This is a genomic window from Marinobacter flavimaris (assembly GCF_045057155.1).
GTDB lineage: Bacteria > Pseudomonadota > Gammaproteobacteria > Pseudomonadales > Oleiphilaceae > Marinobacter > Marinobacter manganoxydans.
The window spans coordinates 550,654-567,888 of record NZ_CP171359.1 but is presented as its reverse complement, the minus strand read 5'-3'; the positions used below and the strand labels follow the sequence as shown (position 1 = coordinate 567,888).

Below are 17,235 nucleotides of genomic sequence, written 5' to 3'. Positions count from 1 at the left end.
CATTGCCCTGGCCCCACATTCATAACAGGAGCAACCATCAGATGAGCTTTGCATTCGGTATCGGTATCGGCACCCAGAACAACCAGGGCGAGTGGCTGGAAGTGTTTTACCAGCAGCCGGTCATGACACCCGATAACACCCTGATGGACGTCATCTCCAACGCCCTTGATTACAAGGGTGGTAACCAGGCGATCAGCGCGACCGCCGAGCAGCTCAGCCAGCTCGCCAACGCCTTGCGTCAGATCGGCCAGACAGGCCAGGCATCACTGGCGGACAAAGCAGCCGCCAGCAAGCGCCCGGTGGTTGTCACAGTACTCGAAACAGATGACACCGCGTCCAGCACCCCGGAGGTTTACCTCAAGCTTCACCTGATTTCTCATCGCATGGCCAAACCTCACGGATTGAAGCTGGACGGCATTTTTGGCCTGCTGCCGAATCTGGCATGGACCAGCGAAGGCGCGATCGATCTGAACGAACTGTCCGACCGCCAGCTTCAGGCTCGCCTGGAAGGCCGCACACTGGAAGTCAAATCCGTGGATAAATTCCCGCAGATGACCGATTACGTGGTACCGAAAGGTGTCCGCATTGCCGATACCGCCCGGGTTCGCCTTGGCGCCTATGTGGGTGAAGGCACCACGGTCATGCACGAAGGGTTTATCAACTTCAACGCCGGCACCGAAGGCACCAGCATGATCGAGGGCCGTATTTCCGCCGGCGTCATGGTTGGCAAGGGGTCTGATCTGGGCGGTGGATGCTCCACCATGGGCACCCTTTCCGGTGGAGGCAACATCATCATTGCCGTTGGCGAGAACTGCCTGATCGGCGCCAACGCCGGTATCGGCATCCCGCTGGGCGACCGTTGCAAGGTCGAGGCCGGGCTGTACATCACAGCCGGCACCAAGGTTGCGCTGCTCGACGACAACAACGAGCTGGTTGAGGTGATCAAGGCCCGCGATCTGGCCAACCAGACAGACCTGCTTTTCCGCCGTAACAGCCAGACTGGCGCGGTGGAGTGCAAAACCAACAAGTCTGCCATCGAGCTGAATGAAGAGCTGCATGCAAACAACTGATTCCCCGACCCTCGAACTTGCCGTTGATCTGATCCGCCGGCAGTCTGTCACGCCAGACGATGCCGGCTGTCAGGAACTGATGATGTCGCGCCTTGCGCCTCTGGGCTTCACCGGCGAGAACCTGCGCTTTGGCGATACCGATAACCTCTGGGCCCGAAAGGGCTCCGAGGGGCCGGTGCTGGCCTTTGCCGGCCATACCGATGTGGTACCAACCGGGCCGGAAAAGAACTGGTCGCACCCACCCTTTGATCCCGTGATCAGGGATGGCTACCTCCTCGGCCGTGGCGCCGCGGACATGAAGGGCAGCCTGGCAGCCTTCGTAACCGCATGCGAGCGCTTCGTTGCAAGCTACCCGGACCATCGGGGTTCCATAGCCCTGCTGATTACCAGTGACGAAGAGGGGCCAGCCCAACACGGTACGGTCAAAGTGGTGGAAACTCTCGAAGCCAGGAACGAAAAGATCGACTGGTGTCTGATTGGCGAGCCGTCCAGCACCCGAGAAGTGGGTGATGTGATCAAGAATGGTCGACGGGGCTCTCTGCATGGTTACCTGACCGTGCATGGGGTTCAGGGCCACGTAGCCTATCCGCACCTGGCCGAGAACCCGGTTCACCTGGTTGCGCCTGCCCTGGATGCGCTGGCAAAGGAATTCTGGGATAACGGCAACGACTTTTTCCCGCCAACCACCTTCCAGATTACTAAGCTGGAGGCCGGTACGGGCAGCAACATTATTCCCGGTGAATGCCTGGTGCACTTCAACTTCCGCTACTGCACGGAAAACACTGCAGAAAGTCTGGAGGAACGGGTGGTAGCCATCCTGGACCGCCACAACCTGAAATACGATCTGCAGTGGCACCTCAGTGGCCGTCCGTTCCTGACGGACAAGGGCGCACTCGTGTCTGCCAGCCAGAGCGCCATTCGCACGGTGACAGGCCGGGAAACCGAACTTTCAACCTCCGGCGGCACCTCGGATGGTCGCTTCATTGCACCTACCGGCGCGCAGGTGGTCGAACTTGGCCCCATCAATGCGACGATTCACAAAGTGGATGAGTGCGTAAAGGCCGAAGATTTGAATACCCTGTCTGAAATCTACGAACAGATTCTGATCGAACTGCTGGCATAAAAGCAGGAGCCGGAATCCAACGAAAAGGGATCAGATGAAACCTTCATCTGATCCCTTTTTAATGCGCCACTTTCAATAATGAGGGGGAGGTGTTTCGTCCTGCTCTGACTTGATATTGGACGGTGAAACATCTTTCAACTGTTTGTGCAGCAGCCGCTTGGCCTCCCACAACTCACGGATATCCATTTCCTGCTTGGCAACCTGTTCGCTCAGGGTATTGATAACGTCGTCCTGAAAGGCCAGCCGCGTTTCCAGCTCGTCCAGTCGGGTTTCCAGATCGTTCTGGCTCATCGGGTATTGGTACTCCCCTGGGTAGTTCTCTCTAGAATGTGATTGATGACACTGCTTATTCCGTTGCTTGGTCAGCGCTCGGGATAATCTGGTATCATGCCGCTTTTGCCCGCCAGCACTCCCGTTTTTCGGGGTACTGTCGGTTTTCACCGGCCGGATGTGCGATTTTACCCGATATCCGGTTTTTATCGTTAGCGTTACAAGAATGGAGAAATTTCAGTCAATGCGTAATCCATCCAAAGCGATCCTTTTTTCTCTCCTGATCGCCATCCCCGCACCGCTGGTGCTTGCCCTGTTGCTGTCTTTTACACCAGAGCCTCTTCGCCTGATCGCTGCAGGTCAGCTTATTGAGGCCCTCGGTAGCACTCGTGGCATCGCAGCCTACATTATTACGCTGATCGTTTTCGGCATTGCGGGCTTCCTGGCCATTGCGCTTTCAGTCAAGAAACCGGCCGAACAGCAAAGCCCATCCCGGCCGAGCAACCGTGCCCCCAGCCAGAACCACAATGATGACGATGATGATGGCTATGACGAAAGCAGCCCTGAGGGTGATGAAGAAGGCACCGTAAAGTGGTTCAACGTCAAGAAAGGCTTCGGCTTTATCGTGCGTGACAGCGGTGACGAGGTATTTGTTCACTTCCGGGCGATTCGTGGCCGTGGGCGCCGGGTCCTGCGACAGGGTCAACTGGTCCGCTTCAATGTTGTGGAGGCAGACAAAGGCCTTCAGGCCGACAACGTATCCATCCTGAGCGATTGAATCGCCCACTGAAAACAAAGAGGCAGCCCAAGGGCTGCCTCTTTCAGTTCCAGACGACCTGTTGTTCGCCCCGGTGGTCCAGGCGCCACCACTTTTCATCCTCTACCGGCTCGCCCTCTTTCCAGTCTCCCGGGCTGCAACGGATCTCGGCACCCATGGCACGCCAGGCACTGCGCGCGCAGTCGAGGTCGCTGTTCCAGGGCACCTTTGGCCCCTCAATGACCAATGAGGTGAAACGTTTGCCAAATGCCCCCGGATAAAGCGATATCCGCAGTCTCTCGCCCTCGAAGCGGGCAAAGCCCTTGATCACGCCTGTTACCTCAACGTCATCCAGTTCCAGTTCTTCAAGGTGGTTCTCAAGCCACCCGGAAACCGCCCCCGGCTCCAGATCACGAATGTAAATTTCCAGATCCTGCACCCGCTGAATCTCCATCCTGATTATTGCAATGCCGCACATAGTGAACCGGCCCGGGCCGCGCTGCAACCCAGCGTTCCAGTTCCTGCCGCAAATCTTCAGTGCTCAGCTGCCGGAGCTTGCCGGCGGCTTTACGCTCATGCCAGGCAACCTCTGCAGCCACACGATGAAGCTGAATTTCACCAAGCGAAGCCTCGATGTCGTCGATCGGCTCTTTCCGCGCCAGGGCAACCAGGGACTGACGCCTCAGAGTATCAGCCTGTCCAGCCAGGGCCACCGCCTCGGCCGGGCCTCTGCGGGCAACGAGGTTCAGCCGGGCGGCCGCCCGTTCCAGCCACTGCAGCATTCCGCCCGGCGTGCTCACGCACCGGCTCCGGCGAGAAGCAGCAAACCGGATCGCCGACCGAGGCACCTGCACATTCCACTGCTTCTCGATGGCGGCCTGGTGGGCTGTCAGAATGGCCTGACGCTGAACCACGCTTGAAACCGGCATATCAAAGGTGTCGAGGGTGCGGCCCAGACGATGCTGCAGCGCCAGGGCGGCACTGCTTTCGCGAGGCTCTTCAGGCCCCAGCAGAAGTATTGGACCTGCCCATTGAAGTACCAGCGCTGACGCCAGCCCATCAGGAAGATCCATCAGCGCAATCAGGTCCGCTGGCGAGATATTGTCCAGTACCAGTACCGGCCAGCGTGGCCCTTCCTCTCCCGGACCGCCCTCCGATGAAAGCGCCGGAAGAACCGGAAGATCACTGGCCATGATCTCCGCTTCACGCCTGAGATCCAACTCAACGTAATCCTGCTCCAGTACCGGAAGCAGCGATTGCAGCCAGGCGGTCTTGCCCGCTCCACGCTCGCCACGGACCCAGATCATGGCTGACGGCGACGCCGCCAGACCGATCGCGACATCCTCAGCCAGCTCAACCCATGCGGAATCCGTCACTACCACGGGCGCTCTCTGGAAGTTATCAATCGGCGCCGGCTCCCGCTCCCCGGACGAATCGGGCCAGCGTGGGACCAACTCAAAAACCGCCACATAGGCTTTTTCCTGCAGCCGCTCCGCGTGGCGAACCAGCGCCCCCAACAGTTGAGACCATCCGAGCCATGGCGAATCGTTGGTTTCCCGGGCCGCCGCGAACCAGTACATCAATTGGGAAGATAATTGCCCTTCGCCGCCCACTTCCGTCACGATCGGTTGTTCGCATTGAATGGTGCGGGTGAGTTCATCCATATCCACGCCGCAGCCGCGCAGAAAGCGGGCTATAGCGGGTGCGGAGTCCAGCAGCGCAAGCAGGTAGTCTTCAACGGTAATCACCGAGCCACCACGGCGTTCAACGCTTTCCCGGGCTCGTAATAAAGCGGTCTGGCACTGGGGATCCAGGCATCCTTGCCAATCGTCCATCAAACTTCTCCATGTTCTGAGTGCATCATCCTGATGCGAAAGCTATGTTGCGGAGCCTTATTGTATCACGCTCAAGCCCCTTGCGGTGCCCCGCCTGCGGGCTTACCAGGTGCCAGTGTTTTCCATGCTGGCCCAGGGTTCCTTCGGTGGCAGCGCCTCGCCTTTCTGCAGAAGCTCAATCGAGATGTTATCCGGCGTGCGGATAAAGGCCATATGGCCGTCACGGGGCGGACGATTAATCGTTACCCCATTGACTTTGAGATGCTCACAAAGGGCATAAATGTCATCCACCCGGTAGGCCAGATGGCCAAAATTACGCCCGCCGGTATACTCTTCCGGATCCCAGTTGTAAGTGAGCTCGATCATCGGCGCCCGGTCTTCACGGGCACGGGCTTCGTCTTCCGGTGCAGCCAGAAATACCAGGGTGAATCGGCCTTTGTCGCTGCTCTTGCGATTGATCTCAACCATTCCCAGCAGATCGCAAAAGAAATGGAGTGTCTCGTCCAGGTTGCTCACCCGGATCATGGTGTGAAGATATTGCATGAAGCCTCCTTCAGAACTGTATTGATCATCGTGCCTTGCGGACAGTTTACGGTATTCTGGCCATATGGATGCAAAAACAACCCCCTACTCAACTCGACAACTGACCACGCCGGCGATCAGGCACCTTGCCTGGCTATGCCGGGCGCCCCAGCTGCTGCAGTCACCACTGACGTTTGAGCCGGCCAGTTATCTCCCTGACGGTATTACAGAACAACTTCAGGCCTGGGATGAAAAGCCGGAAATAGCGCCTGCGCTGCTCAGAGAGACACCCCAGAAGCGGCTCGGCTTCTATTTCGAGCAGCTTTACCGCGTATTACTGGAAGACCTTCTGGGCTGGGATGTTCTGCTTCAAAATCGACAAATCCAGTCCCACGGCCGAACCATGGGCGAGCTGGATTTCGTGGTGCATAATCGGTCAGAAGATCGAATCGAGCACCACGAAATTGCCATCAAATACTATCTGGGAGTTCCGGAGCAAAGCGGGAGAACTCTGTGGTATGGCCCGAATGCCAAAGACCGGCTCGATCTGAAAACAGACCGGATGCTGCGCATGCAAAGCCAGAGAACCGCGTTGCCCGAGGCCCGGGCGTTGCTGGCAGACGCTGGAATCGCAGAGCCTGTCATTCCCCGGATTTTCATGCCGGGGTACCTGTTTTACCCGGCAGGAACACAGGTGATCGCTCCTGAGTCCGTGCCAGCCAGTCACCTGCGCGGCCAGTGGCGCTATCTCTCACAGATTGAGACATCGGACCTCCCCGGCTGGGTGGTATTGAACAAACCCCACTGGATCGGCCCGTGGCGTCAAAGCGAGCCACCGGCCCCCAATGCAGTAACTGCTGCATTGAACACCATCGAGCGCTACAACATCCCGCTCCTGTTCGCGAAACTCGAGGAGGACTCCATCAGCGGCCTCTGGCAGGAAACCAACCGCTTTTTCGTGGTGCCGGACAGCTGGCCATAGCCGTCTTTCAGTTATCAATAAGGTCGGTTGCCCACTGAGGCAAGACCTCCTGACAGGTACGCCACTGCCCCGCCTCCCAGACCGCAATGCGCACGTAGGGTTGATCGAGACTGGAGTTATCAACGAGGTGCAGTTCGTCCGCCAGCCCGATACATTCGCGAAGATTGGCAAGGGTCCTTGGAATTCTGGACTCAACCTTGGCCTCGGGCACATGATGGCCGCCGGATCTTACCCGGGAAGCCACCCGAGCCTTGTTCAACGCAGCGAATTCGAGGTGGAAATAAAACAGCCGAATGCGAAATCCGGCAGCCTTGGCAGCCCCGACAAAATCCACCTTCGAGGAATGAGAAAAGACAGTTTCGAAACAGAAACTCTGGCGCTCCTTAAGCAGTCGGAACCGTTCCTGTTCAGCAATCAGCGCCGCCTCATAACTGTGTTTCTCGGGCGCGTCAGGCCACACACTGCGGGCGATGTTATCGGCATTCACCAGAGGAATCTTCCGGCGGGCCAGGAACCGCTCATAGAATGTGGTCTTGCCGGCACCGTTGCCGCCAACCAGCAGCCAGAGTTCAGGCTGCGTTGTCACGGTCACTCAGTGCTTCAAAACGCCCGTTGCGAAACTGACCGACTTCCCGAGTGCCATCCGGATAAATCGCCTCCAGATAGCCGGGCTTTTCTCCAGACGCCTGATACACCGTACGACCTCTGGCAATCGAGCGCCCCAGATTACCGCTTTCCCGGGCCTGATCTACTTCAGCCCAGAGGTCATCACTGGAAACAGACTCAGCCACCACCGGTTCAACCCGCACCTGGCGGATACCCTGCAGAATAGCAATCAGATCTTCCGCACTCACGTCCCCGGCAACGGCACGGCCTATCTCGGCCCAGTACTCAATCTGCTTGGGTGTCGAACGCCGATGAACCGCGCCCTCTGCGGCGGCGTGGCGGACCAGAGTGTCGTCGAGACGGACAGCGGTTGTCATGGTGGCCTCCTGAGGTATTGCTTAACGCTTGTAACAGGCTACCACATGCGTTGCATTATGCAACAATTGAGGTTTTGTTCATCAACCCGGCTTTAGATTGGCCACGCACCGGGCGGTCGCAGCTTCCGATACTCCTCCATCGAGATCTTGCCCAATTGCGGCGTAAGCTTGCAGGTTCGGCTTCCCCAAGGAAACCTGCTCTGGCGCTGGTGGACCTCTGTCCAGCCTTCCCCGTCCTTCCAGGATTCAAGATCCAGGTCCCGCCAATACCTCGGGTTCCGCCCGGTCTTTCTGTCATGCTCAGCTGTTACCGGGTCCAGATGACGGAAGGGCTCTAGTCGCGGTGTATCCGGCAGTGGCTGGGTCACATCCATGTAGCGTTGCAACATATCCCACAACGCCAACACTTCTGACTTTTCCGACTCAATGGTACTGAAGCCTGTTTTGTTAAAGGTTTTCTGAGTGTAACGGTGCACCAGCATCAACCGGTAAAAGATACCGCCGTGCTGGACAACACGTTCCACATAAGCATCAAACTCCGCGAAAGGCGCCTCGAAAAAACGCCCCCGACACAGGGCAATACGAACCTGACCATCAACGCGGTTGAATTCGCTACAGCCGTCTTCAAGGGTGGAATCCAGTCTTTTGTTAATGGTGTTTTCGAAGGGTTTGAGGAGGAAGCTTATTCCGGTGCTCATTATCCAGTTGGTTGAAGGGGGAATAATCCAGAATGAAAATAACAACCAAGCTGGTACCAACAAAAAAAGCAGCAACAAGTGAATGAATGAGGGAAGTCCATACTCAGTCGCGGCATCAAAATCCTTATTAGAGAGGCTGATCCGCATTTCCCGGGGAACGATGATCGGCTCTTTCTGCCCCTCCGGCACGAAACACACCTCGCGGCGTTGGCGGTTAAACGGGCGGGCGTTACGTTCTTTAATTTGGAATAAGCCTGCCAGCACGGAAGGGAGAGTGTGAACAAGCCCAAAGAGCCACCTAACGTCATTTGCCAACCGAACACCGATGTCGCCCCTGCCCAAAAAGTCCAGGTATCCGTCATTCACTTCCCCCACCGCATGGCCATGATCCACCGGCGGCAGGCCGGTTGGCAGGGGTTTGGGGGATAAAAGAGTCAGCCGGCCACTCGGGAAAGGCTCGGAACGCCCCGCGTGTAGAGGCTGTTCGAACTGAGTACTTTTTGAGTTCATGAGAGACCGTCCATCGTCTGCCATTGACTGCAGACTAGGGTTTCCGATCTTCCAAGCTGATCAAGCTCGGCTTGTGACAGCTGAATGACGCCATAAAGCCTGTGCGGTTTGCGTTTACAATGTTTGTCATCATTTCCTCCTTGAAATGGCTTTACTACTTCATCAATTGGTTGATGCCAGCGGCAGACGGTCCTCCTCGGCATACACTTCCGCAAAGACTTCATAGGGCAACCGCCCCGGACGGGCCTTTTGCTTCTCAAGAACCTTCTGGCTTAAGCGCTTGAAGGTCTCGCTGGGCTTGGCCCACTCGCTCTCAGATAACGGTTCAGACCACTCCGCCATGTCCCTGGGCAGCGTTTTTCGGGTCATGCGTTTGATCTTCCTGACTTCCCACTCCACCAGTCGGTTGGGCAGGGTCCAAAAGGTCATCAGGTGGTACAGGTACCAGCCGGTCAGGTAGTGCACTCCCCGTTTGCCTTCCCGGTATTCCTCATGAAGACGTTTGCGGGCATTGCGGAAAACATGGACGCCCTCCCAGGGCGGATCATCCGGGCCCTGAAGTTCCAATGGATCCTGGATCTCTTTCAGGGTGTGGACTTCGTACTCCATGTAGGCCCGGATGGCCTCCCAGTTGCTGATGGCCTGGGGCAAACCGTAAGTCTGGAATTCCAAGCTGTACTTCTCGCCGGTTTGTGGGTGGAGAAAGCCTACACCGAAGCCGTACTGGCGCTGTACACCGTACTCGGTCACCCCCTGGGCCTCGGTCACCCAGGCCACCAGTTCCTCCCAGGGTACGAAAATGGGCTCCCGGTGACCATTGGGCACGAAGCACACCTCGCGGCGCTGGCGGTTGAAGCGGGTGGGGATGACCTGGGATTTTTTCTTGAGTTCTATTACGGACGCAACTAGCCACCAAAGCATTAAACCTCCCCCTCCCCAAAAGCCAATCCAGAAGCTGATCTCTATCACTCCCCAAAAAGCATGAATGGCATCGGGCAGACCATTGCCGAGCCAGTAAAGCATTAAAAAGGCAATCGCCGGAAAAACCATGGCCACCATAACGAATAAGCCAAAAGGGCCGCCAAGAGTCACCTGCCAGCCAAACACCGAAGGCAACCCCACCCCGAAGTCCAGATAGCGTTCGTTCACCTCACCCACTGCGTGCCCGTGGTCCGTGGGCGGCAAACCAGTGGGCAGGGGCAACGGTGACAGGTACGTCACCGTTCCGCTGGGGAACTTGTCACTTCGCCCGGCCCTGGGGGCGTTCGCTATATCCGCCTTGGGCGTTTCCTGTGTCATTCGAAGATATCCAGTTCCATAAAGGGATTGCGTACCTGGTACCAGAAGGTCCTGCCTTCGTTATCCTGGGGAGGTTCCTGGACAGGCGTCACCGGCCAGTCACTGTCAGGCGTTACCTTGAGCATGTACACCTCCTGGGTGTAGCGGTCCTCCGAATGGTGGGTGTCCAGCCGGACCATCAGCGCCAGGTCACGGGTTTCGGGATACGGATCGCTCTTGCTGTGGTCCGGGGGCGAGAACGCCAGTTGCAGATGCCCGCCCCCTTCCCGGATGGCCAGGCTCGTCAGGATATCATGGGAACAGCGCACCCAGGTTTCCGGGGTGTCACGGAACCAGCCCGAGCGTTCTGGCCGGATGCGCCAGGCACTGAGCCACACTCGCCGGGGCGCCGGCTGGTCCAGGGGCTCTATCAACCCCGCCGCCGTCAGAGCATGGCAGTTCAGCACCAGTTGGTCCTTACCGTCTTGCTCTTCCGCCGGGACCTTCTCCAGGGACAGGCTGTTGCCGAGCTGGGCGAAGGCCTGCTCGTACTCCTCCAGCGATCCGTTGTGGATCTGGCCGGGTTCCCGCGACCAGGGGGTGGTCTGCAGCCACTGATCCCGCTCGCTCAAATTGTAGCGGTTGTACAGCCAGGTGCCCCCCAGCTCGAGCATGGTAAACGCCAGCCCGGCAATGTTCAGGCGGACGAACAGGCTGGACAGACGGGTGCCTGCGGTGGCCCAGGCACCTGCCTTGTCGGCGGCTCGCCATACCTCCATCGCAGCTATTCGTGTCTGGTTTAGGCCATATAGATTTGTCGCCGTCAGCCCGCCGCTGCCCACCATGCCAAGGGTCGCCCCCAATTGCGCCTGCGCATTACCGGTCCGTACGGCTTCCAGCCAGTTGCTGGCATGCTTGTAGGTGCCGATGGCGGCGCTGATAGCACCCGCGCCGTATGCAAATATTCCCAACCCAACATGCAAGCGGCCCATCTGGATATGGACCGACTGCACGGCGCTGCGCTGCCAAGAGTTTGCCAGGGTCTGGGCCCTGGAGGACAGAGCGGTGTCCGCCAGGCTTTGGGCGGCCAGGAAACCGGCGCCGGATGTAGCAGACAGACTTTCGATAAGTTTGCCATAGCTCCTGGCGTCTGGTGACTGAGCTTTAACTTCGGAAACAGCGTGAAAAAAGTTCACCAACTGCGCCGCAAACACCATCACACCCAGCCCATCCCCCAGCAGGTTCACCCGTGGCGCAGAGGTCAGGCCCTGGCGGAGGTGCCCCATCAGTGTGCCCATCTGCTGCTGGCCCGCGGCAGGCAGCAGCAGGGAGATACCCGCCCTGCCCGTGGTTGCGGGCTCGAGCCGCAGGCCGGTATTGGTTTCCTCCACCGGGCTGAGGGCGCCGGCCAGACGCCGGCCCAGGGCCCGCTGTTCCTCCCGGGTGGCCTTGAACTCGTTGACGATGCTTTGCGCCCGCTCGGATTTGTGGCCGTGGGTGGCCTTGGCCACGTCGTGGTCGTGGGCCAGGGATTCCAGCCGCTCGTTCAGCGACAGCAGTTGTTCCAGGTTCTGGCGGAAGGTGGCCAGCTCCGGTTCCGAGGCAACGCGGAACTCTACCTCACCGGCTTGGATGACCTTGAGCATCTTGCCCTTGAAAAAATACGGCAGGTCCCGGAACAGGTCGTCCAGGGGCGGTATCCGGTTTGCCTCAATGCCTTGGTAAAGCTGTTCCATAGCCCGGGCGATACCTTTTGACACCGCCGGTGCCAGGGTGTCGCCAATGGCGGCTGCCTTTGCCTGGATTTCATGGGAGCGTAACTCAAGGTCCGGCAGGTGTCCGGCCTCCGCCTCGGCCAGGCGCCGCGCCCACTCGGCGGCCCTGGTCACCAGGCTGTAGCCGGCCCCTGCGATACCAAAGTAGGTGGTCGATGGCTCTGCATCCGGCGCCTGGGCGGCCTTGGGCAAGGTGTGGAACAAGGGGTGACTGTACTGGGGATTCTCCTCCAGCCAGGCCAGTACCTTTTCCGCCGCCTCGTCGGTGCGGCAAAGATCCTTCACGCAGGCATAGTTCAGGTCCAGGGCCGCCTCCAGTTGCTTCTCATCCGCCACGTCGAAATACCAGGCGGCCTGGTGGAAGCGGGAATCACACAACAGGGTGGCCCGGTCATCGGTGATGTCCGCCAGCAACCCTTGCCACCGTGCCAGCTTGGCCCGCTGCGCCGCCATGAAGGCATCCATACGGGGGCGGTCGATCAGTTCATTGATGCCGCGCTGGCCCAGTTTGGCCCCGTTAAGCTGGTAATAGTTCTGCAGGTTGAGCTGATTGATGGTGTCCCGGTGCTGATCGTAGTTCGCCTGCCCCAGGGCATCAATCATGGCCAATTGTGCCCGGACCAGGGGATTATCCCCGTGGTGCTCGCGCAGGTAGGTTTCGGGGCCCATCGGTTGCGGGCCACGGTAATCCCTTCGCACCTCCAGGTAGTCGTAGATGGACTGGCGTTGTGCATCGTCGGTACTCTCGTACAGCGACTGGAAAGGTTCGCCTCCCGGTCTTTCGCCAGCCGTCTCCAGAGCGTGATCGTTGATCAGTGTCATGGACTCTATCCAAGCACCCAGCATATAGTCCCGCTCGGTGTGCCCCGGCTCGTCACCACCTTCCGCCCAGTCGCCGATCCAGCCCACCACATCATCCTGCTGCTGAGCCAGGTCCAGCATCACGCCCACGTCGTCCCTCAGCACCAGGCACAGGCAATTGTCCGGGTCTTCCACGGCCTGCTGCTTGATCAACTTGCCAAATCGGCTCTTGTGGTAATAGGGCTGATTCTCCCAGTGATAGGGCTCGCTTTCCTGGGCGTGGCCGTTTTCGGGGGCATCCGGCGTATAGTCTTCGCCAAATTCAGCCACCCATTGTTTGGCCTGTTCAGGCGTCAGCAGGTGCTCACCGCCGCTGACCGGCGAGGCACTGGCCAGGTCGATTTCCTGCATGAAGTGCGCACGCTCCTCCTGGCTGTCAAGTATCTGAGCTTTCTTGCGTTCGGTGAGGGGCACATCGGCGAAGCAAACGTAGAGGGTGTGCTGCTTCGGGTATTCCAGCTTGCCACCGTTGTGGCCCGTCAGTTCACCATTTTCATGCAGGTACTCGTGGAGCTCCCCGGTATCTGCGTCCAATACATAAAGATAGCGATACCTAAGAAGGCGGTAGCCAAGCGGGCGGGAGGTCAGTGAGTAGGGGTACCCCGGGTCTGTATCGGCGGGCGCAACTTCTACCCTGCCGTACCGAATAGGCAGCAGGTTCACGGTTCTCAGCAGCGGGCATGAAGCGGGTTCATCAATGGGGGTGCCTGGTTGTTCCCAGCACAAAAGATCGTTGCTTGCCCGGTCGTCAGTGGGGCGTTGTATCCGTGTCATTGTTCATCCTTGATTCAATGGAGGCGCCGTTTCCGTCACGGCATTGCTATCGGCTTGTGGTGGCAAGGTTACGAACAGGAATTGCATAACCTCCCGCAAGTTGTTGCATCCGTTGCCAAGGGCCTCTTCCAGTATTCTGCCGAGTGCCGGGTAGGCATCCCTCAAATCAGGACCACCCAACTGGTTGCGCACCGACTCATGCAGGTTGTTCCATATGTGCAGTGCGCCTTTGCGCCGATTGAAGGCATCGAAAGCGCCCTTCAAGTCCCGCGAGGCCATCATTTTTTCGGGTTGGTCACCTATGTCGCCAGACTGAACAGCCGGGGGCTCGACAAGGTGCCACTGCTCGCTGATACAATCCGGAACAATCAACCGGTCCACGGCCCTGGTGGGGAAACGCGGCAAATTGCCCCCGATCACCGTGGCAGCCAGTGCCGGATGGGCAATCCGCACCAGTTCTTCACAGCCCGGCGCCACTTCTACCTGCAGGTGGGAGCGCATCCAACAGGCACAGCTAGCATGGTCTGTGGCCGAAATCAGCAGGTAACCCTGCTCTTGCCTGGGCCCCTGCTCCAGGAACCCTTCCAGCACCGGGTCTTCTGGCCCACTGAGCCATACAAGCCAGGGGGACAAGTCCGAAACCGCCTCCCAGCGGGTTGCAACGTACAGGCACTCTGCATTAATGGTTTGTCCGCCGGCCCACTGGTAGATTTGCTCACCGAGTTCGGGGATAGCAACACCATCCAGGACAAGCCCAACAGGTTGATGGCCAGGCCAGGGAACATGGGTAAAGGGCGACTCCCGCAACGACCAGGAATCCTGATTCATGAGTTTTGCTCCTCACAAACCAGGCAGGTTGCATTCCCCTTCCTGAGTGCCGCAACTTGGGATTCTACATTGATGGCCGGAGCGTTCTTCCGTTGTTCAACTTCCGCCAGTGCCTCCTGCTCGGGCTCGTGGGGCTGATCACCCTCAATAACCCTTGGCATTTGCGCCATCACCACGCTCTGTCCAGAACCGCTGCCTGGCGAACCACCAGAATTGATCTTGATGCCAGGCCCGGATAGCGTCACGCCGCTTGGGTCCAGTTTCAAAAAACTGCCACCCGCCGAAATGGTGATTTCAGCGCCGGCATCCAGCACCACTTTGGTTCCCGCCTTGTGGTGTACTTCAGTGCCCGCTTCGCTAAATGTTCCCTGGGAGGATTTCTGGTGGAATGTGCCGCCTATGTTCTGGCTGCAATCGCCTCCGATGGATTCCCGCTGTTCGCCATCGACTGTGCGATGCTCGTTGCCTTTCACATGACTGAAATCGTGGTTTTCCACAGTGCGATGACTGTAGTTCCGAATCACCTCCGTGCGGTTGTTCTCGGTAAGCAGGTCCAGATCTTTCTGGGCGTGTACGTAGATCTGTTCCTGATCGGCCTCGTCCTCAAACCGCAGTTCGTTACTGCCCTCGCCCTTGTGGGTTTTCGTTTTCAGGGTGGTGCGGGTTTTGTGCTCGGGCAGCCCATAGGGTGGCGTGTTGGTCACGTGATGGGTTCGCTGCCGCCTTCCTCTTCCAGAGCCTGGGGCTGCGTTCCGGTGTGGATGATAGACGTTAGCAGCCACTCCCGATTGAGATTGTCACTATCGTGCTCGGTCAGTTCCACTTTCGCGCCGGGGCTGAAATCCGGGCGGTTGCTCTCGCCGGAGGCGGTGCTGGCGTCATTGCGAAGGGATTGCAGTCTGGCTTCGGTAAAAGGCTGGCCACTGGCGTCGGCCTTGAAGCGGCCGGGGTAGTCGTAGTGCTGGTAGTCTTCCCGGTGCTTCAGATCGCCAGAAGCATGCTCATGCATCAGGGCATAGGCGGGATTTCTGAAGGTGTAATCCTTCATTGCCACAGAGGCCACCCGCACCCGTTCTTCATACCGGAACCGATACACCGCCGGGCGCTGGGTGCTGCCGCCTGCTTTGGCGTTGTATGCTGCCGGCTCCAGTTTCGGAGCATCGCCATGATGGTCGGCGATTATAAGCGCCGACTGGGTGTCCCCGTCCACGCTCCCCTGTTCATAGCGGTAATGCCAACCCTCTTCAGCCGCGAGGCGTTCGAGAAAGGCCAGGTCGCTTTCCCGGTGCTGAACACAGTATTCCCGTTGCTCCGGCGTGCGCTTCAGATCGAAGATCGAATCGATAATGCCGCGCTCTTCCAGGAGAGTGCGCACAATGGTGTCGGTGCCCTGGGTTTGGAAAATCCGGCTGTTGTGCATCAGTCCAAGACGCCAGAGCGGCGGCTGGATAATCAGTTCATAGCGGGTACGCCGGTGGCCGGCATCGCCTCGGACGAATTCGTTGACCACCCCGGTAAACCGCCGAAGAGGCATGCTGTCCTGCCAGATAACGAGATCTACTGGTTGCTCCAGAATCTCTGCAGCCTGAATGGAGGGGTCGGTGCTGGCCAGCTCAAGGTGACCCTGAAACACCTCGGACAGGCGCTCGGTCAGTTTAAAGCCAACCACTGAAAATAAATCTGAGGGGAGTCCGCCAACACGGGCGGTAAACTGCAATCCACTTGCCTGGGGCATATCTTCATTCCTTGAAGAGCAATCGGTTTTTAAGCTCGTCCTGAGCAGGCCTCCGATTATAGCCATCAAGCCGTAGAATGAAACCCCGGGGCCAGTCTTGTGTTGGCATGATGAGAGGTTGACCGGAAATCCATTCTGCTGCACCCTAATCTGGTTTCATTATGCAACCGGAGAGAACAAGTGAGCGAATACAAGAACCGAGCCGTCGTGCTCAAACAACGCCCACAGGGCGAAATCCAACAAGGCGATCTCGTTTTGGAAGAGCGTCCTGTCCGTTCCCCTAACGAGGGAGAAGTTGTTGCTCAAGTGCTCTGGCTTTCACTGGACCCCTACATGCGTCCACGCATGAACGATGCCAAGGGTTACATGGACCCCATTGGCATCGATGAGCCAATCGTCGGCGAGAGTGTTGCACGTGTTGTTGAGTCCCGCTCGGACGACCTGAAAGTCGGCGACCTGGTTACCTGCTACTCCGGCTGGCAGGAATACGTCACCTTCCCGGCGGACGCGCCGATGGTCTACAAAATTCAGCAACGGGACAATGTGCCCCTTCAAACCTACCTTGGCGTTGCAGGCATGCCAGGGCGCACCGGTTATTGCGGCCTTATGTACGTCGGCAAACCGAAAGCCGGCGAAACCGTGGTTGTCTCGGCAGCCTCCGGCCCTGTCGGCACTGTCGTTGGCCAAACCGCAAAAACAGAGGGTTGCCGGGTGGTTGGCGTTGCCGGTGGGCCTGAGAAGTGCGATTTCGTGGTCAATGAGCTGGGCTTCGACGCCTGCGTCGACTACAAGGCGGGGAACCTGGAAGCGGATCTCAAAGCGGCCTGCCCCGACGGCATCGACATCTACTTTGAAAACGTGGGTGGAGCCGTTACGCGCGCCGTTGCCCCATTGTTGAATGAGGGGGCCCGGGTGCCCATCTGCGGTTTTGTCTCTGCCTACAATGCAAAAGATATGGCCAGCGTGGAAACTCCCTTCCACGTGCTCGGGGCGCTTGATCCGGCGCCGGAGCATCGTTTTTTCCTCGTGACCGAATGGCAGGACCAGCATCAGGAAATCACGGACATCCTGGCCTCACGGGTTGCTTCCGGAGAACTGAAATACCGCGAAACCGTTGCCGAAGGGCTGGACAACGCCGTTGATGCCTTTAAGGGCATGCTCAAAGGCCAGAACTTCGGTAAACAGCTGGTTCACATTGCAGACTGACTGCAATACCTGAGACGCGTGTGGTCTG

The 17,235-nt window shown here is 58.4% G+C and carries 15 protein-coding genes and 1 pseudogene; 5 read left to right on the top strand and 11 right to left on the bottom strand.

The window, feature by feature from the left end; genetic code table 11:
- The first annotated feature begins 41 nt into the window (after positions 1 to 41).
- Positions 42 to 1,070: a 2,3,4,5-tetrahydropyridine-2,6-dicarboxylate N-succinyltransferase gene (gene dapD, locus ACGK9W_RS02800; RefSeq protein ID WP_008170392.1), complete on the top strand. Its 1,029-nt coding sequence runs from the start codon at positions 42 to 44 to the stop codon at positions 1,068 to 1,070.
- Positions 1,057 to 2,193 carry a succinyl-diaminopimelate desuccinylase gene (dapE, locus tag ACGK9W_RS02795; protein ID WP_008170394.1) on the top strand — a complete coding sequence of 379 codons (1,137 nt, stop codon included), beginning with the start codon at positions 1,057 to 1,059 and terminating at the stop codon, positions 2,191 to 2,193. The genes dapD and dapE overlap by 14 nt, the downstream gene beginning before the upstream one ends.
- A 72-nt stretch (positions 2,194 to 2,265) precedes the next feature.
- Here dapE and ACGK9W_RS02790 read toward each other — a convergent pair whose 3' ends face one another.
- A complete protein-coding gene (locus ACGK9W_RS02790) occupies positions 2,266 to 2,484 on the bottom strand; it encodes a SlyX family protein (RefSeq protein WP_008170396.1) in 219 nt (72 codons plus the stop codon).
- Between the two features lie 223 nt (positions 2,485 to 2,707).
- Here ACGK9W_RS02790 and ACGK9W_RS02785 point away from each other — a divergent pair, with 223 nt between their 5' ends.
- Positions 2,708 to 3,241 carry a cold-shock protein gene (locus tag ACGK9W_RS02785; protein ID WP_008170398.1) on the top strand — a complete coding sequence of 178 codons (534 nt, stop codon included), beginning with the start codon at positions 2,708 to 2,710 and terminating at the stop codon, positions 3,239 to 3,241.
- Between the two features lie 43 nt (positions 3,242 to 3,284).
- On the opposite strand, the gene ACGK9W_RS02780 is transcribed toward ACGK9W_RS02785, so the two are convergent.
- The 3 genes from ACGK9W_RS02780 to ACGK9W_RS02770 form a co-directional block, all read right to left on the bottom strand.
- Positions 3,285 to 3,659: a hypothetical protein gene (locus tag ACGK9W_RS02780; protein WP_288365859.1), complete on the bottom strand. Its 375-nt coding sequence runs from the start codon at positions 3,657 to 3,659 to the stop codon at positions 3,285 to 3,287.
- Positions 3,631 to 5,055, bottom strand: coding sequence for a hypothetical protein (locus ACGK9W_RS02775; protein ID WP_273156076.1), 1,425 nt, complete (start codon positions 5,053 to 5,055; stop codon positions 3,631 to 3,633). The genes ACGK9W_RS02780 and ACGK9W_RS02775 overlap by 29 nt, the downstream gene beginning before the upstream one ends.
- A gap of 102 nt (positions 5,056 to 5,157) precedes the next feature.
- Complete coding sequence (locus ACGK9W_RS02770; RefSeq protein WP_288365860.1) at positions 5,158 to 5,598, bottom strand: VOC family protein; 441 nt, start codon at positions 5,596 to 5,598, stop codon at positions 5,158 to 5,160.
- A gap of 64 nt (positions 5,599 to 5,662) precedes the next feature.
- Here ACGK9W_RS02770 and ACGK9W_RS02765 point away from each other — a divergent pair, with 64 nt between their 5' ends.
- The gene (locus ACGK9W_RS02765) at positions 5,663 to 6,559 is read left to right on the top strand and encodes a DUF1853 family protein (RefSeq protein ID WP_008170407.1); all 897 of its coding nucleotides are present in this window, start codon (positions 5,663 to 5,665) and stop codon (positions 6,557 to 6,559) included.
- Between the two features lie 7 nt (positions 6,560 to 6,566).
- Here ACGK9W_RS02765 and ACGK9W_RS02760 read toward each other — a convergent pair whose 3' ends face one another.
- The 7 genes and pseudogenes from ACGK9W_RS02760 to ACGK9W_RS02730 all read right to left on the bottom strand — a co-directional run bounded on the left by ACGK9W_RS02760 (position 6,567) and on the right by ACGK9W_RS02730 (position 16,001).
- On the bottom strand, positions 6,567 to 7,145 hold the full coding sequence (locus ACGK9W_RS02760; protein WP_008170409.1) for an AAA family ATPase: 579 nt from the start codon (positions 7,143 to 7,145) through the stop codon (positions 6,567 to 6,569).
- Positions 7,129 to 7,542, bottom strand: a complete 414-nt coding sequence (locus ACGK9W_RS02755; protein WP_008170411.1) for a TA system antitoxin ParD family protein — start codon at positions 7,540 to 7,542, stop codon at positions 7,129 to 7,131. The genes ACGK9W_RS02760 and ACGK9W_RS02755 overlap by 17 nt, the downstream gene beginning before the upstream one ends.
- Before the next feature lie 92 nt (positions 7,543 to 7,634).
- Entirely contained in the window at positions 7,635 to 8,633 is a 999-nt protein-coding gene (locus ACGK9W_RS02750; RefSeq protein ID WP_141201820.1) for a hypothetical protein, read from the bottom strand.
- A gap of 279 nt (positions 8,634 to 8,912) precedes the next feature.
- Positions 8,913 to 10,049 (bottom strand): hypothetical protein, encoded by a 1,137-nt coding sequence (locus ACGK9W_RS02745; RefSeq protein ID WP_008170416.1) that lies wholly within the window; start codon positions 10,047 to 10,049, stop codon positions 8,913 to 8,915.
- Positions 10,046 to 13,438, bottom strand: coding sequence for a toxin VasX (locus tag ACGK9W_RS02740; RefSeq protein WP_405419000.1), 3,393 nt, complete (start codon positions 13,436 to 13,438; stop codon positions 10,046 to 10,048). The genes ACGK9W_RS02745 and ACGK9W_RS02740 overlap by 4 nt, the downstream gene beginning before the upstream one ends.
- 3 nt (positions 13,439 to 13,441) lie before the next feature.
- On the bottom strand, positions 13,442 to 14,266 hold the full coding sequence (locus tag ACGK9W_RS02735) for a DUF4123 domain-containing protein (protein ID WP_008170421.1): 825 nt from the start codon (positions 14,264 to 14,266) through the stop codon (positions 13,442 to 13,444).
- A pseudogene (locus ACGK9W_RS02730) lies at positions 14,263 to 16,001 on the bottom strand (type VI secretion system Vgr family protein). Before ACGK9W_RS02730 ends, ACGK9W_RS02735 begins: the two are co-directional and overlap by 4 nt.
- Before the next feature lie 180 nt (positions 16,002 to 16,181).
- Between ACGK9W_RS02730 and ACGK9W_RS02725 the strand changes: the two are divergent.
- The gene (locus tag ACGK9W_RS02725) at positions 16,182 to 17,207 is read left to right on the top strand and encodes an NADP-dependent oxidoreductase (RefSeq protein ID WP_104270313.1); all 1,026 of its coding nucleotides are present in this window, start codon (positions 16,182 to 16,184) and stop codon (positions 17,205 to 17,207) included.
- The last annotated feature ends 28 nt before the right edge of the window (positions 17,208 to 17,235 follow it).

What these genes read in the sequence shown, in the direction of transcription:
- ACGK9W_RS02765 (WP_008170407.1), top strand. Translation starts at nt 5,663, where the DNA reads ATGGATGCAAAAACAACCCCCTACTCAACTCGACAACTGACCACGCCG.
- ACGK9W_RS02785 (WP_008170398.1), top strand. Translation starts at nt 2,708, where the DNA reads ATGCGTAATCCATCCAAAGCGATCCTTTTTTCTCTCCTGATCGCCATC.
- ACGK9W_RS02740 (WP_405419000.1), bottom strand. Translation starts at nt 13,438, where the DNA reads ATGACACGGATACAACGCCCCACTGACGACCGGGCAAGCAACGATCTT.
- ACGK9W_RS02770 (WP_288365860.1), bottom strand. Translation starts at nt 5,598, where the DNA reads ATGCAATATCTTCACACCATGATCCGGGTGAGCAACCTGGACGAGACA.
- ACGK9W_RS02745 (WP_008170416.1), bottom strand. Translation starts at nt 10,049, where the DNA reads ATGACACAGGAAACGCCCAAGGCGGATATAGCGAACGCCCCCAGGGCC.
- dapD (WP_008170392.1), top strand. Translation starts at nt 42, where the DNA reads ATGAGCTTTGCATTCGGTATCGGTATCGGCACCCAGAACAACCAGGGC.
- dapE (WP_008170394.1), top strand. Translation starts at nt 1,057, where the DNA reads ATGCAAACAACTGATTCCCCGACCCTCGAACTTGCCGTTGATCTGATC.
- ACGK9W_RS02755 (WP_008170411.1), bottom strand. Translation starts at nt 7,542, where the DNA reads ATGACAACCGCTGTCCGTCTCGACGACACTCTGGTCCGCCACGCCGCC.
- ACGK9W_RS02775 (WP_273156076.1), bottom strand. Translation starts at nt 5,055, where the DNA reads ATGGACGATTGGCAAGGATGCCTGGATCCCCAGTGCCAGACCGCTTTA.
- ACGK9W_RS02790 (WP_008170396.1), bottom strand. Translation starts at nt 2,484, where the DNA reads ATGAGCCAGAACGATCTGGAAACCCGACTGGACGAGCTGGAAACGCGG.
- ACGK9W_RS02735 (WP_008170421.1), bottom strand. Translation starts at nt 14,266, where the DNA reads ATGAATCAGGATTCCTGGTCGTTGCGGGAGTCGCCCTTTACCCATGTT.